Origin of the sequence: Flavobacterium gelidicaeli (assembly GCF_013294005.1) — a bacterium.
Taxonomy (GTDB): domain Bacteria; phylum Bacteroidota; class Bacteroidia; order Flavobacteriales; family Flavobacteriaceae; genus Flavobacterium.
Map to the genome: position 1 here is coordinate 1 of NZ_JABSNK010000014.1, position 22305 is coordinate 22305.

A 22305-nucleotide genomic window follows, 5' to 3' on the forward strand; every position below is an offset into this window, starting at 1 on the left:
CCCAGAAAAAGATTTGGTTTTAAAAGTCCAAATGAAATTTTTGAGCAAAAACTTAAACAATCTGCATGAGGTTGCATTTGTTAATTGAATCCACCTTGTAAAAAAAGCAATCATTTACTATATTAGTATTTTACAAGTAAATATTAGCAATAAAATTAAAAACTACGATGAATTTAGATAAAATCACCAACTTAATTACTGATAAATTATCCACTTGGGCTGAAGCTTTAATTAAGCTACTACCCAATATAGTTATGGCTGCAGTTGTCATGGTAATTGGTTTTTACATCGCAAAATTTATACGTAAAATAACAACAAAACTAATTTCAAAAATTTCGCATAACGTTACTCTCAATAACTTATTTAGTTCAGTAGTTTATTTTTCATTTATCGGAATCGTACTTTTCACTGTATTGACAATTTTAAATCTCGATAAGGCAGTAACTTCTATATTAGCAGGTGCAGGAATATTAGGATTGGCATTGGCATTTGCTTTTCAGGATATTGCTGCTAACTTCATGTCGGGAATATTTATCTCCTTTAGAAAACCATTAAAGGTTGGAGATATCGTTCAAATAAAAGATTACATGGGAAAAGTTAAAGAAATCAATCTTCGTGATACTATTGTAGAAACTTTTCAAGGAAAAACAGTTATAATCCCCAATAAAGAGGTCTTCCAAAACCCTATCGAAAACTATACAATTTTGCAAAAAAGAAGATTTGACTTAAACGTAGGAGTTTCTTATGGTGAGGATTTAGAACGAGTAAGAGAAATCACATTAAAAGCAGTTAGCGGTATCGAAGAACTATCTAAAGATGATCAGGTAAATGTCTTTTTTATGGAATTTGGAGATAGTTCTATCAACTTAACAGTTACAATGTGGGTCAATACACCAGAACAATTTATATATAATAAAGTAAGAAGTGAAGCTATTCTTAAAATCAAGAAAGCCTATGACGCTAACGATATTATGATCCCTTTCCCTATTAGAACATTAGACTTTGGAATCAAAGGCGGAACTACATTGAATCAAATGCCTATAAATATTGAAAAATAAGAAAACGAAATACTGTAACTCACTTTGGGGCATATAAATAAGACTACTTCTTTTCAAATTATATTTGACCAAATAGCAAGAATAACCTACCATATTGAATGAAAAAAATGTGGTATTTTATGAAAATAAATTGTTTGAAAGCAAATCCAAAATACTTCGAGTTTCGAAACTCCTATTTTAAGGTAAACTCGGCGATGATAACAACAAAGAAAATACAGCAATAAAACACAAAAAAAATTAATTGAGATTAAAATTACATTGCTAAAATCGCTTATAAACTAATAGACTTTGCCTTTTTAGAGAATACAGTAAACTACTAAAAAGCAATACATTATAATTAACCCCCTTCCCTATTTTCAATATTAAAACTCATTTTTTTTGACTTACTCTCAACAATTTTCGCTATTTTTGAGAGAAGTATAAAGGAGATTTTATGTCCTAATCTGTAAAAAATATTTTAGATAAATAACACCTTGTTAATCCTTTAATTGAACTAAATACCTACTATATAGGTATTCTATCGAAACAAAATAGTTGATAGTTTTTGTTTATGACGTAATAAAATATGAAGATTACTGATTGAAATACACTGTAGACAATTATCCTAATTTTGAAAAAACAAAAAAAACACTAAATCTATAAATATTTTAAATATGGAAAATAATAACAATGCTGATCAAGGTAAATGCCCAGTAAATCATGGACAACTTCCACAAAACGAAGCTCCAACTATTGTTGAAGGAAACCACGATGCGGGAGCTGGTAAATGTCCTGTAATGCATGGCGGAAACACGGCATCAAGTAATAATGTGATGTCTTGGTGGCCAAATGCCCTCAATCTTGAAATATTGAGTCAACATGATACAAAAACCAATCCTTTAGGAGAAGCGTTTAATTATCAAGAAGAACTTAAAAAATTAGATATTGAAGCCCTAAAAAAAGACATGCACGCGCTAATGACAGACAGTCAAGATTGGTGGCCTGCAGATTGGGGACATTACGGAGGCTTAATGATTCGTTTGTCTTGGCACTCTGCCGGTTCGTACCGTACTTCCGATGGTCGTGGTGGCGCTGGTTCTGGAAACCAACGTTTTGCACCCTTAAACTCTTGGCCAGACAATGTAAGCTTAGACAAAGCAAGAAGATTATTGTGGCCTATTAAGAAAAAATACGGAAATAAACTAAGTTGGGCCGATTTAATTGCCCTAGCTGGTACCATCGCATATGAAGATATGGGATTAAAAACTTTCGGATTCGCTTTTGGACGTGAAGACATTTGGAGCCCAGAAACAGATACCTACTGGGGAGCTGAAAAAGAATGGTTGGCACCAAGTGACGAACGTTATGGAAATGTTGAAGATCCAAAAACAATGGAAAATCCTTTGGCAGCCGTTCAAATGGGATTGATATACGTGAACCCAGAAGGAGTAAACGGAAAACAAGACCCAATGAAAACTGCCGCTCAAATACGTGAAACTTTTGCACGTATGGCCATGAATGACGAAGAAACAGTTGCGCTTACTGCTGGTGGACACACCGTAGGTAAAACACATGGTAATGGTGACGCCAGCCTTTTGGGCCCTGAACCAGAAGCAGCAGGCGTTGAAGAACAAGGATTAGGTTGGAAAAACCCAAGTAATTCAGGAAAAGGACGCTATACGGTAACGAGCGGACTAGAAGGTGCTTGGACAACACACCCAACCAAATGGGATGGTGGCTTTTTTGAAATGTTGTTCAATCACGAATGGGAACCACGCAAAAGCCCAGCTGGAGCATGGCAATGGGAACCAATCAATATCAAAGATGAAGACAGACCAGTAGATGTTGAAGACCCAAGTATTCGTCACAACCCAATGATGACCGATGCAGATATGGCTATGAAAGTTGATCCTATTTATAGAGAGATTTCGTTGAAGTTCATGAACGACCAAGCGTATTTTTCAGAAACTTTTGCTCGTGCTTGGTTCAAATTAACACACCGAGATATGGGACCAAAAGCAAACTATTTTGGAACTGATGTACCTCAGGAAGAATTAATTTGGCAAGATCCAATTCCAGTTGGAACCACAGGTTATGATATCGCAGCTGTAAAAAACAAAATAGCAGCCTCAGGATTATCTATTCCAGAAATGGTAAATACAGCTTGGGACAGCGCGCGTACCTACCGTGGATCAGACATGCGTGGTGGTGCCAATGGTGCACGCATCCGTTTAGCGCCTCAAAAAGATTGGGAAGGAAACGAACCACAACGTTTGGCACATGTTTTATCTGTTCTTGAACCAATAGCTGCTGAGTTTGGTATCAGTATCGCTGATACAATTGTTTTGGCAGGTAATTTAGGTGTAGAGCAAGCTGCAAAAGCGGCTGGAATTCAAGTTAGCGTTCCATTTTCCGCAGGTCGTGGAGATGCTACCGATGAAATGACAGACGCAGAGTCTTTCGAACCTTTAGAGCCTTTAGCTGATGGTTACCGTAATTATAGTAAAAAAGATTATGTAGTAAGTCCAGAAGAATTAATGCTTGACCGTACCCAATTAATGGGCTTAACAGCACCAGAAATGACCGTTCTTGTTGGAGGGATGAGAATGTTAGGCACCAATTATGGCAACAAAAAACATGGTGTTTTCACCAATACTATTGGCGCATTGACAAACGACTTCTTTGTTAACCTAACCGATATGGGTAACAGTTGGAAACCAACAACAAAGGGACTTTACGACATTTGTGACCGTAAAACGGGAGTGGTAAAATGGACTGCCACTCGTATGGATTTAGTATTTGGTTCTAATTCTATTTTACGTTCTTACTCTGAGTTGTATGCGCAAGACGACAACAAAGAGAAATTTGTAGCTGATTTTGTTAAAACATGGGCGAAAGTAATGAACGCTGATCGTTTTGATTTAAAATAATTCTCGTAGTCATTTAATTTGACTCACAAAACATTATAATATACAATGCAAAAATCCCCAATTACTCCTGTAGTTGGGGATTTTTTTCAGCATTTTATTTAGGAGCTAATCCCGTCATACATTTCAAGCTATTTGGTTTCAAACTCTTTTTCTAAGTGCTGGCAGGAGCTTCCTCTGGTCGCTCTGCCACCACAAGAAAAAGTAATTCTCAACCTGCATAGGCTTTACACTACTGTCGGGGCTATTAAAAAAATCAAAATAAACAAATTCACTTTTAATAAAAATATACATTTGATATAAATACTAACTATTACAAATAATAGTATTACAATAAATTTTTACGAACTAAAGCACTATACAAATGCAAAAAGCTATTTTCTTACTACTACTGCTTATTCCTAGCTATATCATATGTCAAACTAAATTCACAGTTAAAAATGGTTCGAAAATATACAATGCAGCAATGACTGTTAATTGTGCTGATGGTAATTGTAGTGGCGAAGGAACTATAACAATAACCCGAAAAGAAGACAAAAGCTTCAAACAAGTACTATCGTCAGAAGATCTATATTTTGATTTAAATAAAGATCAAAAACCAACAGTCAATATAATTCAGTTGTACAATGAGCAGAGTCCTTTAATTTTTGAAGATTTTAATTTTGATGGTCATGAAGATTTAGCAATACGTAACGGCAACAACAGCGGTTATGGTGGACCTTCTTATGACGTTTATGTTTTTAACATCACAAAAACCAAATTTGTTTTAAGTAAAGAATTAACTGCTCTTGCGTTTGAAAATCTAGGAATGTTTCAAACGGATACTAAAAGGAAAAGAATTATAACATTTGCAAAAAGTGGTTGCTGTTGGCATATAACAACTGAGTATGAAATAGTTCCAATGAAAGGATTATATAAAGTCTATGAACTGGAAGAAGATGCCATGAATGATGCAGGCAATTCAGTGATTGTAACCACCCGAAAATGGATAAATAACAAATTAAAAACGGAAGTTAAAAAATATAAAACCGAAGATTATTACAAAGAATAAAGCAGTAATAGTAACCCAAAAAAAATGACAAATTGAAGTAAACCAATTAGTTTACTTTCTTACGGATGGCTACACCATCGCATCGATAAAAAGAGGAAATTATCAAGACACTAAAAGCTTATTACATGATCCTCAAGAATACACCGCTGCAAACGATCTGGAGTAGGTTTTTGATATATTCGATACACTACTAGACTTCTTAATTCCTGGAGAACTCGCAGACATAGCCATTACGTCTGATTAAATTGATGAAATCCATCAAATTATTGATGAAAGTTTTGATGAATTTCCAGCTTTTCCGTTTGAATTAAAATTAAATGCAAAAGAATATTTTAAATGGTTAGCGCTACATATCGACAATAATGAAATTTTGTTTCTAGGCGATTTTGGTAGTGATGAAATTATTTTGTTTTTGGTTTACAAACATAATACAGATGAAGTACTGGAGCTATCAAAAAAATTAACCGTAAAATGTCAAAAAGTCCATGAGTATTTTGCGTACTAAAAAAAGTCGTATTTCAACGAAAACATTTCTATACTTATTTAACCTTAGGTAATTGCTAAACTCGTGGGTTTTCTTCAAAATAACGAGCTTCAATTCTTTTGATATCTTTGATAGAACTTTTTGCCCATGCCAATCTTTTGACTAACATCTCTTCTTCGGATAAATGCCAATTAACATCAGAATTACGCAATCTATTGGTTAGATTTTGAATAATAATGGCTGCCGAAACAGAAATATTCAAGCTCTCGGTAAAACCTACCATTGGGATTTTTAAAAAACCATCGGCACGTTGCATGATTTCTTCAGATAACCCATCACGTTCGGTTCCGAAAAACAAAGCACTTGGTTTGGTAATATCAAAATCCTCCATTAAACAATCATTTTCATGCGGTGTAGTAGCAATAATTTGGTAGCCTTTGCTTTTTACAGCATCTAGGCAACTTGTTACTGAATCGAATGTATTGATGTCCACCCATTTTTGGGCACCCATGGCGATTTCTTTATCAATACTTTTTCCGTACCGTTCTTCTATTACATTAAGTTCTTGAATTCCAAAAACCTCGCAACTACGCATTACTGCACTCGTATTGTGCATCTGAAAAATATCTTCTACAGCAATAGTAAAATGATTGGTTCTGTTTTCTAAAACTTTCAAAAAGCGCTCTTTGCGATTATCTGTCAAAATGTTTTCAAGAAATTCTAGATATTTTAAATCAATCATATTTATTTTATTTGCTGCAAAAATAGTAAAAAAGACTAGCTTTATGCTTTCTAAATCAGATTGAGAATGCGATTCTTGATTTGGTTGAAACAAACATTAAAAATGTGTACAGAATTGCGTGAGGGATTGCCGCGGTATCCTTTATGGGCTTTTTTGCCCAGAAAGATATAGCAGAAAGCCAGACCCTTGTGGTCACGCCCAAATTATTAAAAAATGAAAAAGAAATTAGTAGTTTTAACCGGAGCTGGAATCAGTGCGGAGAGTGGTATTAAAACTTTCAGAGACAGCGATGGACTCTGGGAGGGTCATAATGTAATGGATGTAGCCACACCCGAAGGTTGGTATAAAAACTCTGCTTTGGTACTTGACTTTTACAATCAAAGACGCAAGCAACTTAAGGAAGTGAAACCTAATTTGGCGCATCAAATTTTGGCTGAACTAGAAAATGATTTTGATGTACAAATAATCACGCAAAATGTAGATGATTTACACGAACGCGCTGGAAGTAGCAAAGTTTTGCATTTGCACGGCGAGCTTTTAAAAGTACGTAGTACCGTTGCTCCAAATTATATTTTAGATTGGCGAGATGATTTAAATTTTGGTGATTTTGATCCCCATAATAATCAGTTACGCCCACATATAGTTTGGTTTGGAGAGGAAGTTCCCGCTCTTGAAGAAGCCGTTGCTATGACTGAAACGGCTGATTATTTTGCTGTTATTGGAACTTCGTTACAAGTATATCCCGCAGCAGGATTAATTGATTTTACAAAAACAGCGACTCCTGTTTACTATATTGATCCCAAACCCATTAAAATTGCGAATTTGAGAAATCCTTTGCAGGTAATTCCCGAAGTAGCATCAGAAGGAATGAAACAATTGCAAAAGATTCTTACTGGTTTGATTTAAAGAATTATTCCTTTTCGATATTGCTACTAAAGGTTTATATTTGTCGTTTTCCAATAAATAACACAACAATGACTACTTTAAACGAATTGAATGCTATTTCTCCAATTGATGGAAGATATAGAAGTAAAACCCTTTCTTTGGCTCCGTTTTTCTCTGAAGAAGCTTTAATCAAATACCGCGTATTAGTTGAAATCGAATATTTCATTGCTTTGTGCGAAGTTCCTTTGCCACAACTAGCTGGGGTAAACTCGGATTTATTTGAAAGTTTACGCAACATTTATAAAAAATTCTCAACCGAAGACGCACTTTGGATTAAAGAAACTGAAAAAGTAACCAACCACGATGTAAAAGCGGTAGAGTACTTCATTAAGGATAAGTTCGAAAAGTTAGGTTTATCACAATACAAAGAGTTTATCCATTTTGGATTAACATCTCAAGACATCAATAATACTGCGATTCCGCTTTCTACAAAAGAAGCGTTTGAAAAAGTTTATATGCCGTCATTAATTACGTTAACCTCAAAATTAAAAGACTTAAGTGTAGAATGGGCAGCCATCCCTATGCTAGCGCGTACACATGGACAACCGGCCTCTCCTACTCGTTTGGGTAAAGAAATAGGTGTTTTTGTAGAACGTCTTGAAGAGCAAATGCGTTTATTATTCAACATTCCGTTTGCAGCTAAATTTGGTGGAGCAACTGGAAATTACAATGCGCATCATGTGGCATATCCACAAATTGACTGGAAAAAATTTGGAGGCAATTTTGTCGAAGATATTTTAGGCTTACACCACTCTTTTCCAACTACTCAAATTGAGCATTACGATCATTTTGCTGCGTTTTTTGACGCTTTAAAAAGAATCAACACGATCATCATTGACTTAGATAGAGATATTTGGACGTATGTTTCGATGGAATATTTCAAACAAAAAATAAAAGCAGGAGAAATTGGATCATCGGCAATGCCACATAAAGTGAATCCAATTGATTTTGAAAACTCAGAAGGAAACTTAGGAATAGCAAACGCTATTTTTGAGCACCTTTCGGCAAAATTACCATTGTCTAGATTGCAACGTGATTTAACAGACAGTACCGTTTTAAGAAATGTAGGTGTACCAATAGGGCATACAATCATTGCCTTTGAAGCGACTTTGAAAGGATTGAACAAATTATTACTAAACGAATCTAAGTTTCATGAAGATTTAGAAAAAAATTGGGCTGTAGTTGCTGAGGCAATCCAAACAATTTTGCGACGTGAAGGTTATCCTAATCCTTATGAAGCATTGAAAGGATTGACAAGAACAAATGAAGCAATTGATAAGAAAGCAATTCATGGTTTTATAGCGACACTTGATGTTTCAGAAGCGATTAAAACGGAGTTAATGCAAATAACACCTAGCAATTTCTTAGGAATTTAAAAAATGGATTAAAAATCACTAAAAACTTTGTTTCTATTTCTCTGAATATGATAAAAGTGACTTAGCACGATTGATTTTTAGTATAAAATATGTAAAAAAAGCTATCTTTATCGATAGCTTTTTTTATGAGTTGGCTGTTTATGCTAACTGATGAAAACTGAACATTATTATTTTAAAACTTACTAGCCCAGATTGCAATGGAAAGCCTTGCGGGAGAAAAAACTATTTTTATGGCAATTGGTAGAGTGACCAGAGGAAACTCCTGCCAGCTGCCTAATAAAAAAGTATTTTAACCAAAAGCTTGAAATGAAAAGCTGGAATAGCTACAACAATAAATTATGAGTACCGCAGCAACAGTAGCAGAAGCATCAACACATTTAGAACCACTTATTACCGATTTAGGACTGATCCTAATGACGGCTGGAATAGCAGTTTTATTATTTAAAAAACTAAAACAACCTTTAGTTTTAGGATATTTGATTGCTGGATTTTTAGCAGGAACACATTTTGATTTTTTCCCATCAGTTACTGATATTAAGAGCGTTGAAGTTTGGGCAGAGATTGGTGTGATTATTTTACTTTTTAGTTTGGGACTCGAATTTAGTTTTAAGAAATTAATGAAAGTGGGAGGCACCGCCTCGATAACTGCAGTGACCCAGATAATATCTATGGTTTTAATGGGTTTTTTAGTTGGGAAATGGATGGGCTGGGGTCAAATGGACTCGATATTTCTAGGGGTAATTCTCTCGATTTCATCCACTACAATTATTTTAAAAACATTTGACGAATTGGGTGTAAAAGCCAAAAAATTTGCTGGAATTGTAATAGGATCTCTTATTGTACAAGACATTGTAGCTATTTTAATGATGGTATTGTTGTCAACTGTAGCGGTAAGTCAAAAATTCTCTGGAACCGAATTAATAATGTCGGTTTTAAAGCTCGTTTTCTTTTTAACGGCTTGGTTTGTAGGAGGAATCTTTTTTATACCTTCATTATTAAAAAAAGCCAAACATTTATTAACCGATGAAATGCTACTGATAATTTCGTTGGCACTTTGTTTAATGATGGTGATACTAGCATCAAATGTTGGTTTTTCACCTGCATTAGGAGCCTTTATTATGGGTTCTATAATTGCCGAAACGACGCAAGCAGAACACATTGAACATTTAGTAAAACCAGTAAAAGATTTATTTGGTGCGATTTTCTTTGTATCAGTTGGTATGTTGATAGATCCCGTGATGCTATACGAACATGCTATACCAGTAGTAATTTTGACATTTGTGACCATTTTTGGGCAATCAATTAGTTCAACTATTGGCGCTTTGATATCTGGGCAACCTTTAAAACAATCTGTGCAAACAGGAATGAGTTTATCACAAATTGGAGAATTCTCTTTTATTATTGCCACACTAGGAATGTCACTCAATGTGACTAGCTCCTTTTTATACCCAATTGTAGTTGCTGTATCTGCAATTACTACTTTTACGACTCCTTTTATGGTAAAAATGGCGGTTCCGTTTTCAGAATTCTTAGAGCGAAAACTACCTAAAAGATGGGTTAAAAAAATTGCTCGTTACAGTACTAATGCACAAGCAATTCGATCAGTTAGTACTTGGCAAATTGTGATACGTGCCTATTTAATTCAGATTATATTGAACACTATCATTATCACATCAATCATATTATTGTCAGATAATTATATTTTACCTTTAGTTGAACATTCAAAATTTGGTAATGCGATTGCTGCACTTATTACATTAGTCGCTATTTCTCCGTTTTTATGGGCTCTTTCTTTGCGTCGTGTGGCGGTAGAACAGGTAGATGCTTTGTATAAAGAACGTAAATATCGTGGTCCAATATTGATGATGATATTTTTTAGAATAGGACTTGCTATATTTTATATTGGATTTTTATTGAATATCTTTTTCTCCCCTATAATTGCTTTTGTTGCACTAGTTGCTTCGATTATTATATATTTATTTTTTCCGAAAAAACTGCATGCCCTTTATCATAAAATTGAAAATCGTTTTCTAAAAAACCTCAACAATAGAGAGATTAAAAAAGTAGATCGCCGCCATGCAAATCTAACGCCTTGGGATGGTCATATGTCTACTTTTGAAATCGCACCCGAGTCAAACCTTGCTGGAAAAACACTTCGTGAATTAAAAGTAAGAGAGGATTTAGGAATCAATATTGCATTTATAAAACGTGGAGAGTTAACGATTCAAATTCCAAATAAATTAGAACGCCTGTTCCCTGGTGACGAAATATGCGTTATTGGAACTGATGAACAAGTGGAGCAATTTTCGACTTACCTTAAATCAAATGAAATTGTAGATCCCATAAAAGTAGATAATAATCTTGTTTTAAAACAAATAGAACTCAACAACGCTGAATTTATAGGAATAAGCGTAGGTCAATCTAAACTAAGGGAACGCACCAACGGTTTACTTGTAGGTATTGAACGTAACGGACAACGAATCCTGAATCCAGAGTCTAGTATTGTGTTACAAAAAGACGATATTTTATGGATTGTAGGTAATAATAAATTAATGAATGCTTTGTTTACGGAGTAAAAACAAAAAAAAGGCAAAAGTGAAACACTTTTGCCTTTTTTTTATAATTATAGAATAGCTTAATTATCTAGAATAATTAGGTGCTTCTTTAGTGATCGTAACATTATGAGGATGACTTTCATTAATTCCGCTTGCAGTGATGCGAACAAAACGTCCTGTTTCTTGCAAAGTTGGAATATCTTTTGAGCCACAGTATCCCATTCCGGCACGAAGACCACCAATGAACTGTAACATACTTTCGTTTAATTCTCCTTTGTAAGGTACACGTCCTACAATTCCTTCAGGAACTAATTTCTTTACATCATCTTCAACATCTTGAAAATAACGGTCTTTTGATCCTGTTTCCATTGCTTCCACAGAACCCATTCCTCTATACGACTTGAATTTTCTACCTTCGAAGATGATAGTTTCTCCTGGAGATTCTTTTGTTCCTGCAAGAAGTGACCCTAACATAACACAGTCAGCACCTGCTGCCAAAGCTTTAGGAATATCTCCTGTATAACGAATTCCACCGTCAGCAATTACTGGAACTCCTGTTCCTTTTAATGCAGCTGCTACTTCTAACACTGCCGAAAACTGAGGAAAACCAACACCTGCAACGATACGTGTTGTACAAATTGAACCAGGTCCAATTCCAACTTTTACACCATCTGCTCCATTTTCAACTAAAAATTTTGCTGCTTCAGGAGTCGCAATATTACCAACGATTACATCGATTTGAGGGAATTTAGTTTTTACTTCTTTTAATGTTTTTACAACACCTTCAGTATGTCCATGAGCTGTATCGATGATAATTGCATCTACACCTGCATTTACTAAAGCTGCTGCTCTTTCTAATGCATCACCAGTTACTCCAATGGCAGCTGCTACACGCAAACGTCCGTAAACATCTTTGTTCGCAATTGGTTTTTGAGTTAATTTAGTAATATCTCTAAAAGTGATTAAACCAACTAATTTATAATTAGCATTCACTACAGGAAGTTTTTCAATTTTATGTCCTTGTAACACCACTTCAGCTTGTTCTAGTGAAGTTCCTTCGGCAACGGTAACTAAGTTTTCAGTTGTCATTACCTCAACAATAGGTCTTGCATTGTTTTTTTCAAAACGCAAATCTCTATTGGTTACAATTCCTTTAAGAATTTTGTTTTCATCAACGATAGGAATACCGCCTATACCAAATTCTTTCATGGCATTTTTTGCATCGGCTACAGTAGAAGTAAGAGGCAAAGTTACTGGATCAATAATCATACCTGACTCAGCACGTTTTACTTTACGAACTTTAGCTGCTTGCTGCTCGATAGTCATGTTTTTATGAAGTACACCTATTCCACCTTCTTGAGCCATAGCAATTGCCATTGAACTTTCAGTAACAGTATCCATAGCAGCAGATACTATAGGAACGTTTAGTGTAATATTTCTTGAAAATTTAGATTGGATACTCACTTCGCGAGGAAGAACATTTGAGTAATTAGGAACTAATAATACATCATCGTAAGTTAAACCTTCACCGATAATCTTGGAGTTATGTGCTATCATGTTGCAATTTGTAGTTGAATTGCGAGCAAATATAGTCAATTTTTGAATATAATTTTTAAAAACTACTCAATTAATATTCTCAATCGTTTTCGTTTATCCTTAATTTTTATAAAAAAATTCTATTTAACAGGAATACAACTATCCGATTTTTAACAATTATTCTGAAGTAAATAAAAACTTTTTTTTTCTAATGGAATTCTCCAAATAACTTTGAAGCTTCATTGTATGCGCTTTCAAAACTGAGCGGATTTAAATTAGTAACCACTTTGTTTGCTGTAAAATAAGACAACAATTTCTCTGTAGGCATATTTCCTGTCAAGTCATCTTTAGCCATTGGGCAACCGCCAAATCCTTGAATTGCACCATCATAACGAGTACAACCTGCTTTGTAAGCCGCATCAATTTTCTCAAACCACTTATCAGGAGTAGTGTGTAAATGCGCTCCAAATTCGATTTCAGGATATTTTGGAATCAAATTAGAAAATAAATAACTAATAACATCAGGTGTTGAACTTCCTACAGTATCCGACAAAGAAAGGATTTTTACGCCCATATTTGACATTTTCTCTGTCCACTCCCCTACTATATCTACGTTCCAAGGATCACCGTACGGATTACCAAAACCCATAGAAAGATAAGCAACTACTTCCTTATTGGTTTGATCTGCGATTTCTAAAATTTCAGTTAAAGTAACTAAAGATTCTGCTATGGTTTTATGTGTATTTCTCATCTGAAAATTCTCGGAAATCGAAAACGGAAAACCTAAGTATTGTATTTCCTTATGTTTTGAAGCCATTTCAGCACCTCTCGTATTGGCAATAATCGCCAAGAGTTTACTACTAGTTTGGGATAAATCCAGTTGTGCCAAAACCTCTGCAGTATCTACCATTTGCGGAATCGCTTTTGGAGAAACAAAACTCCCAAAATCAATCGAATCAAATCCTACGCGTAACAATGATTGTATGTAAGCAACTTTCTTCTCTGTAGGAATAAAAGGCTTAATGCCTTGCATGGCATCCCGTGGACATTCTATAATTTTTACTGGCTTCATATAATTTCAAAGATAGAAAAACAATTAGGATTATTAAATAATGCTCTTTAAATTTTTACTTTTTAACGTATTCTATAAATTTGTAATAAATCTAATTATTACATAATTTGGTAATATGTATAATTATTACGTTATTTGGTAATAAATAGTTTTATTTAAAAGTACAAATAGCATTTTATTTTAATTATATTTGAATATGATAAGTATAATCACAGGAGATATAATCAATTCTAGAAAAACAACTTCCACTGAATGGATACTGGGATTGAAGCAGTTACTAAACACTTTAGGCAACAATCCAGAGCAATGGGAAATTTATCGTGGTGATGAATTTCAACTAGAAGTCGCTACTCCTACTGAGGCTTTACATCATGCCTTATTGATTAAAGCTTATCTAAAAAGCATTAAACTCGATGCAAGAATGAGTATTGGTTTTGGAGAAAAAAACTATGCTGCTAAGAAAATTTCGGAGAGTAATGGCTCTGCATTTATACGTTCAGGTGAACTTTTTGACACATTAAAAAAACAAAAGAACAATCTGGCAATCAACACTAGCGTTATAGACTTTGATGAAGAAATTAATTTAATGTTGCGTTTAGGACTCACATTTATGGATAACTGGTTAGCTCAGTCGGCAGAGTTGGTTTTGATTACACTACAAAACCCTACGCTTTCACAAGACGAAATTGGTCAATTGTTAAACATCAATCAAGCTGCTGTAAGTCGCCGAAGAAGCCGAGCCAAATTCGACTTGGTTCTCGAATTAGATGACTATTTTCGAAAAAAAATAAAAAATATTACCGTATGATCCTACTTGTAAAATTATTTTTGGCACATATTCTGGGTGACTTTATACTACAACCAAACTCATGGGTAAAAGATAAAGAACTTAAAAAAGAAAAAAGTATTTACCTATATATTCATACTGCGCTACATGGTCTTTTAGCGTTTGTTTTTGTTGGCGAAAGTGATTTCTTAGGGTTCGCAATCGTACTTGCAGTAACACATGGCCTTATTGATTACGCTAAACTACAATTCCAGAAAAAGAAAACGAAACGTACTTGGTTTATGGTCGATCAAGCATTGCATATTCTTGTCATTGCTAGCATTACGTTTTTATACACCAATCAAAGTTTAGATTTAACTCCCGTCAGTAATTCTATTTGGATTTTTATCACTGGAGTTATTTTCCTAACTAAACCAACATCTATTATTATAAAAAATGCAATTTCGATCTGGACACCTGAAAAAAGAAATCACCAGGACAATTCTTTATCAAATGCTGGAAATTATATTGGAATTCTAGAAAGACTATTTGTATTTTGTTTTATAGTTACGGGACATTTTGAAGCCATCGGATTTTTATTGGCAGCTAAATCTATTTTTCGTTTTGGGGATTTAAAAGAAGCCAAAGACCGTAAATTAACCGAATATGTTTTAATTGGCACTTTACTCAGCTTTGGAATCGCTTTAATAACGGGCCTTTTAGTGCAAGCTATTTCAATCTAAGGCATAAAAAAGTCCGTTAAATGAAATTTATAACGGACTTGATTACTTTGCAAACGAATTATTTCATTCGCGCTACAATCTTTTTATTTATTGCTTTTACTAAAGCGGGACCTTCATATATAAAACCGGTATATAATTGTATTAAGCTAGCTCCTGCTTCTAGTTTTTCGATAGCATCATCAGCAGTATGGATTCCTCCTACTCCAATAATAGGAAATGCTTTATTACTTTTATCAGATAAAAAACGAATTACCTCAGTAGAACGTTTTGTCAATGGTTTACCTGATAATCCGCCCATTTCGGCTTTGTTTTCAGACTGTAATCCTTCACGGGATATGGTAGTGTTCGTTGCAATTACTCCCGCAATTTTTGTTTCGGCAACAATATCAATAATATCTAGCAACTGTTCATCTGTTAAATCGGGAGCTATTTTTAATAAAACTGGTTTTTGCTTTGGCTTAGCCAAATTCTTATTTTGAAGTGTTTGCAACAATTGCGTCAACGGCTCTTTGTCCTGTAGCGCACGTAAATTGGGCGTATTTGGCGAACTTACATTCACCACAAAATAATCTACATAATCGTACAAAGCATCGAAACATATTTCATAATCAGAAGTCGCTTCCTCATTTGGTGTCAACTTATTTTTACCTATGTTTCCTCCAATTAAAACACCATTATTGGCTTTTAACCTTTCTACTGCCTCAAGTACTCCGCCATTGTTAAAACCCATTCGGTTAATAATAGCCGAATCCTCTTTTAATCGAAATAAACGCTTTTTTGGGTTTCCATCTTGTCCTTTTGGTGTCAACGTTCCTATTTCGATAAACCCAAAACCAAAATTAGACAACTCCTTATACAACTTGGCATCCTTATCAAAACCAGCCGCTAATCCAACTGGATTTTTAAACTTTAAACCAAAAACTTCCGTCTCTAATCGTTTATCATCTACTAGATATAACGAACGGTAAAGTGCCGAAAAACCAGGGATTTTAGACGTGAAACGCACTAATGAAAAAGTAAAATAATGTATTTTTTCAGGATCGAATAGAAAAAATAGTGGACGAATAAGTAGTTTATACATAGCTTTTTAGTTGTGAGTGCAAAAATAGAATTATCTCAGCGATAAATAAATATTTCTGATAAAAATTAAAGAAGCTATTTAAGACAGAACAAATAGCCCGGTTTTCAATATTATACAATAAATTAGCGATTCTAAATTTCCATCTATGAAAAAGTATATTTGTTTCTTAATATTTCTAGCTTCGATTACTGTTTTTGGTCAATCAAAAGACGAAATCAGAATAATTATTGTTCGTCATGCTGAGAAAATGACAGATAACCCTAAAGAAAAAGATCCCGAACTCACAACAAAAGGTAACGAAAGAGCAGTAGATCTAGCTACAAGATTACATGAATCAGGCAAAATAGACGTTGCCTACACGACAGATTACAAGCGTACTAGAAATACTGCACAGCCAACAGCTTCATCAAATAAAATTACGCTTCAAATTTATGACGCCAGTAAACTACAAGAATTTGCTAAAAATGTACTAAAAAAAGATTTTAATAAAACGGTATTAATTGTCGGACATTCAAATACAGTTTTAGAGACAATCGAAGCTCTAGGAGGAAAAAGACCTATAGATTCAATTGGAGATCAAGATTATGATAATGCTTTTTTAATGTTGATAAAAGCAGATGGAAGTATTAAAACCGAAGTCTTTAAATATGGCGCTCCAAGTTCTAATACTGAAGGTCCACAAATGATGCATTAAAAAACTACAATGCTAAAACACCACTGATAATTGATCTTTTGAAGGCTCAATTCTAAATAAACAGTACCTTTGTACCCACATTAAAAAAACACTTTTATGCAACATATTATTGATCGTTTCATCAGTTATGTAACTGTAGACACAGAGTCAGATCCAAATTCAACTACAACACCAAGTACTGCAAAACAATGGGATTTAGCCAATAAACTGGTTGAAGAACTTAAAAAAATTGGAATGCAAGATGTTACCATCGATGATAAATCTTATATCATGGCAACCTTACCTAGCAATGTTGACCATGAAGTTCCTACCATTGGTTTTGTAGCACACTTTGATACTACACCTGATTTTACAGGTGCTAATGTTAATCCACAAATTATAAAAGATTACGACGGAAAAGATATTGTTTTAAATGCAGAACAAAACATTATTTTGTCTCCTAATTATTTTAAAGATTTATTGCAATATAAAGGACAAACTTTAATCACTACTGACGGAACTACCCTTCTAGGTGCTGATGACAAAGCGGGAATTACAGAGATTGTTACTGCAATGGAATTCCTAATTAATAATCCCGATATCAAACACGGAAAAATTAGAGTTGGTTTCACACCCGATGAAGAAATTGGTCGTGGCGCACATCATTTTGACGTAGCAAAATTTGGAGCAGAGTGGGCTTACACTATGGACGGAAGTCAGATAGGTGAATTGGAGTACGAAAATTTTAATGCGGCTGGAGCCAAAATCACTTTCAAAGGTAAAAGTGTACATCCTGGATATGCCAAAGGTAAAATGATCAACTCGATGTTAATTGCTAATGATTTCATCAATGCTTTACCATCTGATGAAACACCTCAAGAGACTAAAGGTTATGAAGGTTTTTATCACGTGCACCATTTAACTGGAAGTATTGAAGAAACAGTTTTAGAATTAATCATTAGAGACCACAGCAAGAAAAAATTCGAAAAAAGAAAAGAAAAAATTGAAAAAATAGCAGCAAAAATCAACAAGAAATTTGCGAAACAATTTGGTGAAGACATTGTGATTGCTGAGATAAAAGATCAATATTACAATATGAAGGAAAAAGTAGTTCCTGTAAAACATATTGTTGACATTGCCGAAAAAGCAATGAAAGAAGTAAACATAAAACCATTAATTAAACCTATTCGCGGCGGAACAGATGGTTGCCAGTTATCTTACATGGGATTACCTTGTCCTAACATTTTTGCAGGCGGACATAATTTTCATGGTAAATATGAGTACGTACCCGTAGAAAGCATGCAAAAAGCAGTAGAAGTGATTGTAAAAATTGCTGAGCTGACTTCATTGCCTAACTTTGGACTGGAAGTTTCTAAAACTAACAAGAAGAAATAATTAACCTTATTATATGTGATTAGGTCAAATTAGTGCTTTGGCGAAAGCCTAAAAGTAAAAAATATTCCTAAACATGTCACGATTAAAATTGCCCTCAAAAAGTAAAATATTATTTGAGGGCTTTTTTTATCAATAAAACACGAATAAATACAGCAGTTTTAAAAATTTTATACTTCTGCAATCTTTTCGTGATAACTTCAAACGTAATTTGCATTAACAAAACAAAAGAGTCTTTTTAAGATTAAAAAAGAGTTAACCAAATTATAAAAAATTATCATGAAAAAAACAACATTATTATCCTTAGTAAGTGTTTTAAGTTTAGGGCTTTTTGCAAGCTGCAACAACGATGACAACCCAGCAAATACAAGTAAAGATTTAAAACTAAACATCTCAGGACTAGAAGATTTAGGAGCTAATTATAAATATGAAGGCTGGATTATAGCAAACGGACAACCTGTTTCTACAGGTGTTTTTACAGTAAGTAGTGATGGAACAATGTCTAAAACATCTTTTACTGTTGCTAGCGCAGATCTAGACATTGCAACAAAATTCATCTTAACAATTGAGCCCTTTCCTGATACTGATCCAGCGCCTGCAAAAACACATCTATTAGCAGGTGATTTCTCTTCAAATTCGGCTACTTTAACTATTGGAGCGCCAGAAGCTTTAGGAAATGATTTCTTATCTGCAAAAGGATCTTATGTACTTGCAACTCCATCAGACGATGATGATACAAACGAAAAAAGCGGACTTTGGTTCCTAGGTACTTTACCTCCTACAGCAGGTTTAGAATTACCTACACTTCCTGAAGGTTGGAAATACGAAGGTTGGGCAGTAATCGATGGTGTACCAGTAACTACAGGGACATTTACATCTGTTTCAGGAGTTGATGACTTTAGTGGATTTAGCGGAGCATTAGGAACACCTCCATTTCCTGGTGAAGACTTTCTTGTAAACGCACCAACAGGAGTAACATTTCCTACTGATTTATCTGGTAAGACAGCTGTAATTAGTATTGAGCCTTTTCCTGATAATAGCACAAAACCTTTTTTACTTAAACCATTAGTTGGTTCAATACCTGCAGCTGCACTTGATCATACTGTTTATACAATGAGCAACAATGCAAAAGCTTCAGCGGCTACTGGAACAGCAACTAAATAGTTTTAATATACTTTTAAAAAAGTACATTTAATTGATAAAGGCTTAAGTAATGACAAATAATTGTTGTTTCTTGAGCTTTTATCGATTTTGATAACTAAGCATTGATTTAAAGCTTAGAATTACTAAATCTCTTTTACATCCAAAGCAAAAAAACTATATTTATAAATCAATTCTAACAAAAAACAATAGTTATGAAGAAAATTTTGATGATTGAAGACGACCCCTCTATTGTTGAGTTAGCTAGTATTCATTTAAAAGACATTCATTGTGAATTAACCAAAGCTTATAACGGCTTTGAAGGTTTGCATCTTGCTAATACTAATTCTTATGATGCTATTATTCTAGATATCATGTTACCCGATATTGACGGAATAGAAATTTGCAAACGCATTAGGGCCGAAAAGAACTTTACTCCCATAATGATGCTTACGGCAAGAAGTGAAGAAATTGACAAAATTATAGGTCTTGAAACCGGTGCAGACGATTACCTAACAAAACCTTTTAGCATAAGAGAATTTACAGCACGCGTAAAAGCACTGATTAGAAGAAGCGAAATAAACAGCACAGAGCAAGTCATTGTTGATGAAGTTTTGCAATGTGGAAATTTGCAACTAGATACTCAAAAAAGAAAAGTTTTACTTGAGGATCAAAAAATTGAATTAACACCTAAAGAATTTGATTTATTGTATTTATTCATGTCAAATCCTGGAATAAGTTATTCCCGTGAAACCTTGCTAAATTTGGTTTGGGGATATGAATTTTCTGGTTACGAACATACTGTAAACTCTCATATAAATAGATTACGAACTAAAATAGAACCCAATCTTACCAACCCAAAATATATTTTAACTACTTGGGGAATAGGATACCGTTTTACTGACGAAATAAAATAAGAATGGAACAAAAAAGATACAACAGTTTATTTTGGAAAATATCATTGGTATTTTTTCTACTTCTTGCGATTGTGGGTATGGCTCATGTTTATATAAGCTACAACTCATCACGAGAATATCTAGAAGAGGTCAACCAAAGAATCAACCACGACACTGCTAAAAATATTATTGAAAACTCTACTCCTTTTTATAACGGAAAAGTAATCAAACCGGCACTAAACGAAATGTTTCATCACGTGATGGCAATTAATCCAAACCTCGAGGTATATTTAGTTGACCCAAAAGGAAAAATTATTGCTTGGTTTCCGCCAGAAAAAAAATTAATATTAGAGTCTATTAATGTACTCCCCATCAAAGCATTTATTGCAGATAAGAAAAAGTCTTTGATAAGAGGTGACGATCCCTTAAATCCAGGTACTCAAAAAGTATTTTCGGCACACCCATTAACCATGAATAATATGCTATATGCTTATATTTATGTGGTACTAAATGGCGAGAAAAAACAAGCAGAATCTGATACCCTATTTACTAGTTACTTATGGCAAATTAGCTATCGTACTATGGGGATTACACTGTTTTTTACATTTTTAATAGGTTTGCTTATCATTCGAACCATCACAAAAAACTATTCAAAGATCCTGAATGTCATGCAACGTTTTAGAGAGGGAGATTTGCACGCCAGAATAAACCTGGACAGCTTAAGTAGTGAAAAACAACTAGCCGAAATGTTTAATGAAATGGCAGATATACTGACCACTAACATTGACAAACTTAAAGAAGTAGAAAATTTAAGACGAGAGCTTATCGCTAATGTATCACATGATTTAAGAACACCAATCGCAATAATACGAGGCTATCTTGAAACCTTACAAATCAAAGAAAAAACAATCACTGACGAAGAGAGAAAACGTTATATTGATATGGTAAGTCAGAGTTCAGTGAAATTAGAAAAACTTGTTCATGAACTTTTTGAATTATCAAAACTAGAAGCAAACCAAATTCGTCCTAACAAAGAAGCCTTTATTATTAGCGAATTAGTAAATGACATCAGCTCTAAATACCATCTTATTGCACACAATAAAAAAATTACAATTGACACTTTTTTATCGAAAGAATTAGCGCCGGTATTTGCTGATATTTCTTTGATCGAAAGAGTGATTCAAAACCTATTAGACAACGCAATAAAATTTACTCCTGAGAACGGATACATTAGTATTACAACAGAAAAATGTTTGAACAATACTGTAAAAATCACTATTACTGATAACGGAATAGGAATTCCGGAGAAAGACCGAGAACGTATTTTTGCTCGATATTACAGAGCTAATAACTATACCGATCTAAAGAACAGTACAGGTTTAGGTCTTGCTATTGCAAAAAAGATACTGGACCTCCACGATTCGTCGCTTGAATTAATTAGCAGTGAAAATACTGGAAGCTCGTTCATTTTTAAATTAAAATGCAGTTAATTGCATTTATACTATACAAACTAGTATCACAGTTAGTTATTTCCACTTAAGATAAGTCACAAAAAAAGACCGATACACATAATGTATCGGTCTTTTTTATATCTTAAAAAGGATTATTTTTTTGCTAAAGCAGCACTCATTTCCATAGAAATTGCAGAACGCTCCATTTTTAACTTTCCAGCCATTGTGTCTAAAATTACTGTTGTTTCAGCAATTTCAGAAACCTTACCGTGAAGTCCGCTTTTTGTAATTACTTTATCTCCAACTTTTAAAGCGCTTTCAAATTCTTTTTCGTTTTTAGCTCTTTTTTGTTGTGGTCTAATCATAAAGAAATAGATCACTACAAACATTAGTAAAAAGGGTGCAAATTTAGTTAATTGTTCCATAATATTAATTTTC

18 protein-coding genes are annotated in these 22305 nt (G+C 34.0%); 13 read left to right on the plus strand and 5 right to left on the minus strand.

Annotated features, from left to right (window positions below; translation table 11 throughout):
• Window positions 1–167 precede the first annotated feature (167 nt).
• The 3 genes from HNP99_RS15445 (at window position 168) to HNP99_RS15455 (ending at window position 5015) form a co-directional block, all read left to right on the plus strand.
• Window positions 168–1058 (plus strand): mechanosensitive ion channel family protein, encoded by an 891-nt coding sequence (locus HNP99_RS15445; protein WP_173854330.1) that lies wholly within the window; start codon window positions 168–170, stop codon window positions 1056–1058.
• Between the two features lie 653 nt (window positions 1059–1711).
• Complete coding sequence (gene katG, locus HNP99_RS15450) at window positions 1712–3967, plus strand: catalase/peroxidase HPI (protein WP_173854332.1); 2256 nt, start codon at window positions 1712–1714, stop codon at window positions 3965–3967.
• A 361-nt stretch (window positions 3968–4328) separates the two neighbouring features.
• Window positions 4329–5015, plus strand: coding sequence for an XAC2610-related protein (locus tag HNP99_RS15455; RefSeq protein ID WP_173854333.1), 687 nt, complete (start codon window positions 4329–4331; stop codon window positions 5013–5015).
• 560 nt (window positions 5016–5575) lie between these two features.
• Here HNP99_RS15455 and HNP99_RS15460 read toward each other — a convergent pair.
• Window positions 5576–6241, minus strand: coding sequence for a TrmH family RNA methyltransferase (locus HNP99_RS15460; protein WP_173854335.1), 666 nt, complete (start codon window positions 6239–6241; stop codon window positions 5576–5578).
• A 213-nt stretch (window positions 6242–6454) separates the two neighbouring features.
• On the opposite strand from HNP99_RS15460, the gene HNP99_RS15465 reads away from it, so the two are divergent.
• The 3 genes from HNP99_RS15465 (at window position 6455) to HNP99_RS15475 (ending at window position 11138) form a co-directional block, all read left to right on the plus strand.
• Window positions 6455–7147 carry an SIR2 family NAD-dependent protein deacylase gene (locus HNP99_RS15465; RefSeq protein ID WP_173854337.1) on the plus strand — a complete coding sequence of 231 codons (693 nt, stop codon included), beginning with the start codon at window positions 6455–6457 and terminating at the stop codon, window positions 7145–7147.
• Between the two features lie 68 nt (window positions 7148–7215).
• Window positions 7216–8562, plus strand: a complete 1347-nt coding sequence (gene purB / locus HNP99_RS15470; protein ID WP_173854339.1) for an adenylosuccinate lyase — start codon at window positions 7216–7218, stop codon at window positions 8560–8562.
• 338 nt (window positions 8563–8900) lie between these two features.
• The gene (locus HNP99_RS15475; protein WP_173854341.1) at window positions 8901–11138 is read left to right on the plus strand and encodes a cation:proton antiporter domain-containing protein; all 2238 of its coding nucleotides are present in this window, start codon (window positions 8901–8903) and stop codon (window positions 11136–11138) included.
• A 63-nt stretch (window positions 11139–11201) separates the two neighbouring features.
• Here HNP99_RS15475 and guaB read toward each other — a convergent pair whose 3' ends face one another.
• Together guaB and HNP99_RS15485 are read right to left on the minus strand one after the other, a co-directional pair.
• On the minus strand, window positions 11202–12674 hold the full coding sequence (guaB, locus tag HNP99_RS15480) for an IMP dehydrogenase (protein WP_173854343.1): 1473 nt from the start codon (window positions 12672–12674) through the stop codon (window positions 11202–11204).
• 187 nt (window positions 12675–12861) lie between these two features.
• The gene (locus HNP99_RS15485) at window positions 12862–13725 is read right to left on the minus strand and encodes a hydroxymethylglutaryl-CoA lyase (RefSeq protein WP_173854345.1); all 864 of its coding nucleotides are present in this window, start codon (window positions 13723–13725) and stop codon (window positions 12862–12864) included.
• 196 nt (window positions 13726–13921) lie between these two features.
• Here HNP99_RS15485 and HNP99_RS15490 point away from each other — a divergent pair, with 196 nt between their 5' ends.
• Together HNP99_RS15490 and HNP99_RS15495 are read left to right on the plus strand one after the other, a co-directional pair.
• Window positions 13922–14533 (plus strand): hypothetical protein, encoded by a 612-nt coding sequence (locus tag HNP99_RS15490; protein ID WP_173854347.1) that lies wholly within the window; start codon window positions 13922–13924, stop codon window positions 14531–14533.
• Window positions 14530–15234 (plus strand): DUF3307 domain-containing protein, encoded by a 705-nt coding sequence (locus HNP99_RS15495; RefSeq protein ID WP_173854349.1) that lies wholly within the window; start codon window positions 14530–14532, stop codon window positions 15232–15234. Before HNP99_RS15490 ends, HNP99_RS15495 begins: the two co-directional genes overlap by 4 nt.
• 58 nt (window positions 15235–15292) lie before the next feature.
• On the opposite strand, the gene HNP99_RS15500 is transcribed toward HNP99_RS15495, so the two are convergent.
• A complete protein-coding gene (locus tag HNP99_RS15500; protein ID WP_173854351.1) occupies window positions 15293–16315 on the minus strand; it encodes a quinone-dependent dihydroorotate dehydrogenase in 1023 nt (340 codons plus the stop codon).
• 145 nt (window positions 16316–16460) lie between these two features.
• On the opposite strand from HNP99_RS15500, the gene HNP99_RS15505 reads away from it, so the two are divergent.
• The 5 genes from HNP99_RS15505 (at window position 16461) to HNP99_RS15525 (ending at window position 21906) form a co-directional block, all read left to right on the plus strand.
• A complete protein-coding gene (locus HNP99_RS15505; RefSeq protein ID WP_173854354.1) occupies window positions 16461–17009 on the plus strand; it encodes a SixA phosphatase family protein in 549 nt (182 codons plus the stop codon).
• A gap of 96 nt (window positions 17010–17105) precedes the next feature.
• The gene (gene pepT, locus HNP99_RS15510; protein ID WP_173854356.1) at window positions 17106–18383 is read left to right on the plus strand and encodes a peptidase T; all 1278 of its coding nucleotides are present in this window, start codon (window positions 17106–17108) and stop codon (window positions 18381–18383) included.
• Between the two features lie 276 nt (window positions 18384–18659).
• Window positions 18660–19544 carry an anti-sigma factor gene (locus tag HNP99_RS15515; protein WP_173854358.1) on the plus strand — a complete coding sequence of 295 codons (885 nt, stop codon included), beginning with the start codon at window positions 18660–18662 and terminating at the stop codon, window positions 19542–19544.
• A gap of 191 nt (window positions 19545–19735) precedes the next feature.
• Window positions 19736–20437, plus strand: a complete 702-nt coding sequence (locus HNP99_RS15520) for a response regulator transcription factor (protein WP_173854359.1) — start codon at window positions 19736–19738, stop codon at window positions 20435–20437.
• A gap of 2 nt (window positions 20438–20439) precedes the next feature.
• Entirely contained in the window at window positions 20440–21906 is a 1467-nt protein-coding gene (locus HNP99_RS15525) for a sensor histidine kinase (RefSeq protein ID WP_173854361.1), read from the plus strand.
• Between the two features lie 113 nt (window positions 21907–22019).
• Here HNP99_RS15525 and yajC read toward each other — a convergent pair whose 3' ends face one another.
• A complete protein-coding gene (gene yajC, locus HNP99_RS15530; protein WP_173854363.1) occupies window positions 22020–22292 on the minus strand; it encodes a preprotein translocase subunit YajC in 273 nt (90 codons plus the stop codon).
• Window positions 22293–22305: the final 13 nt, after the last annotated feature.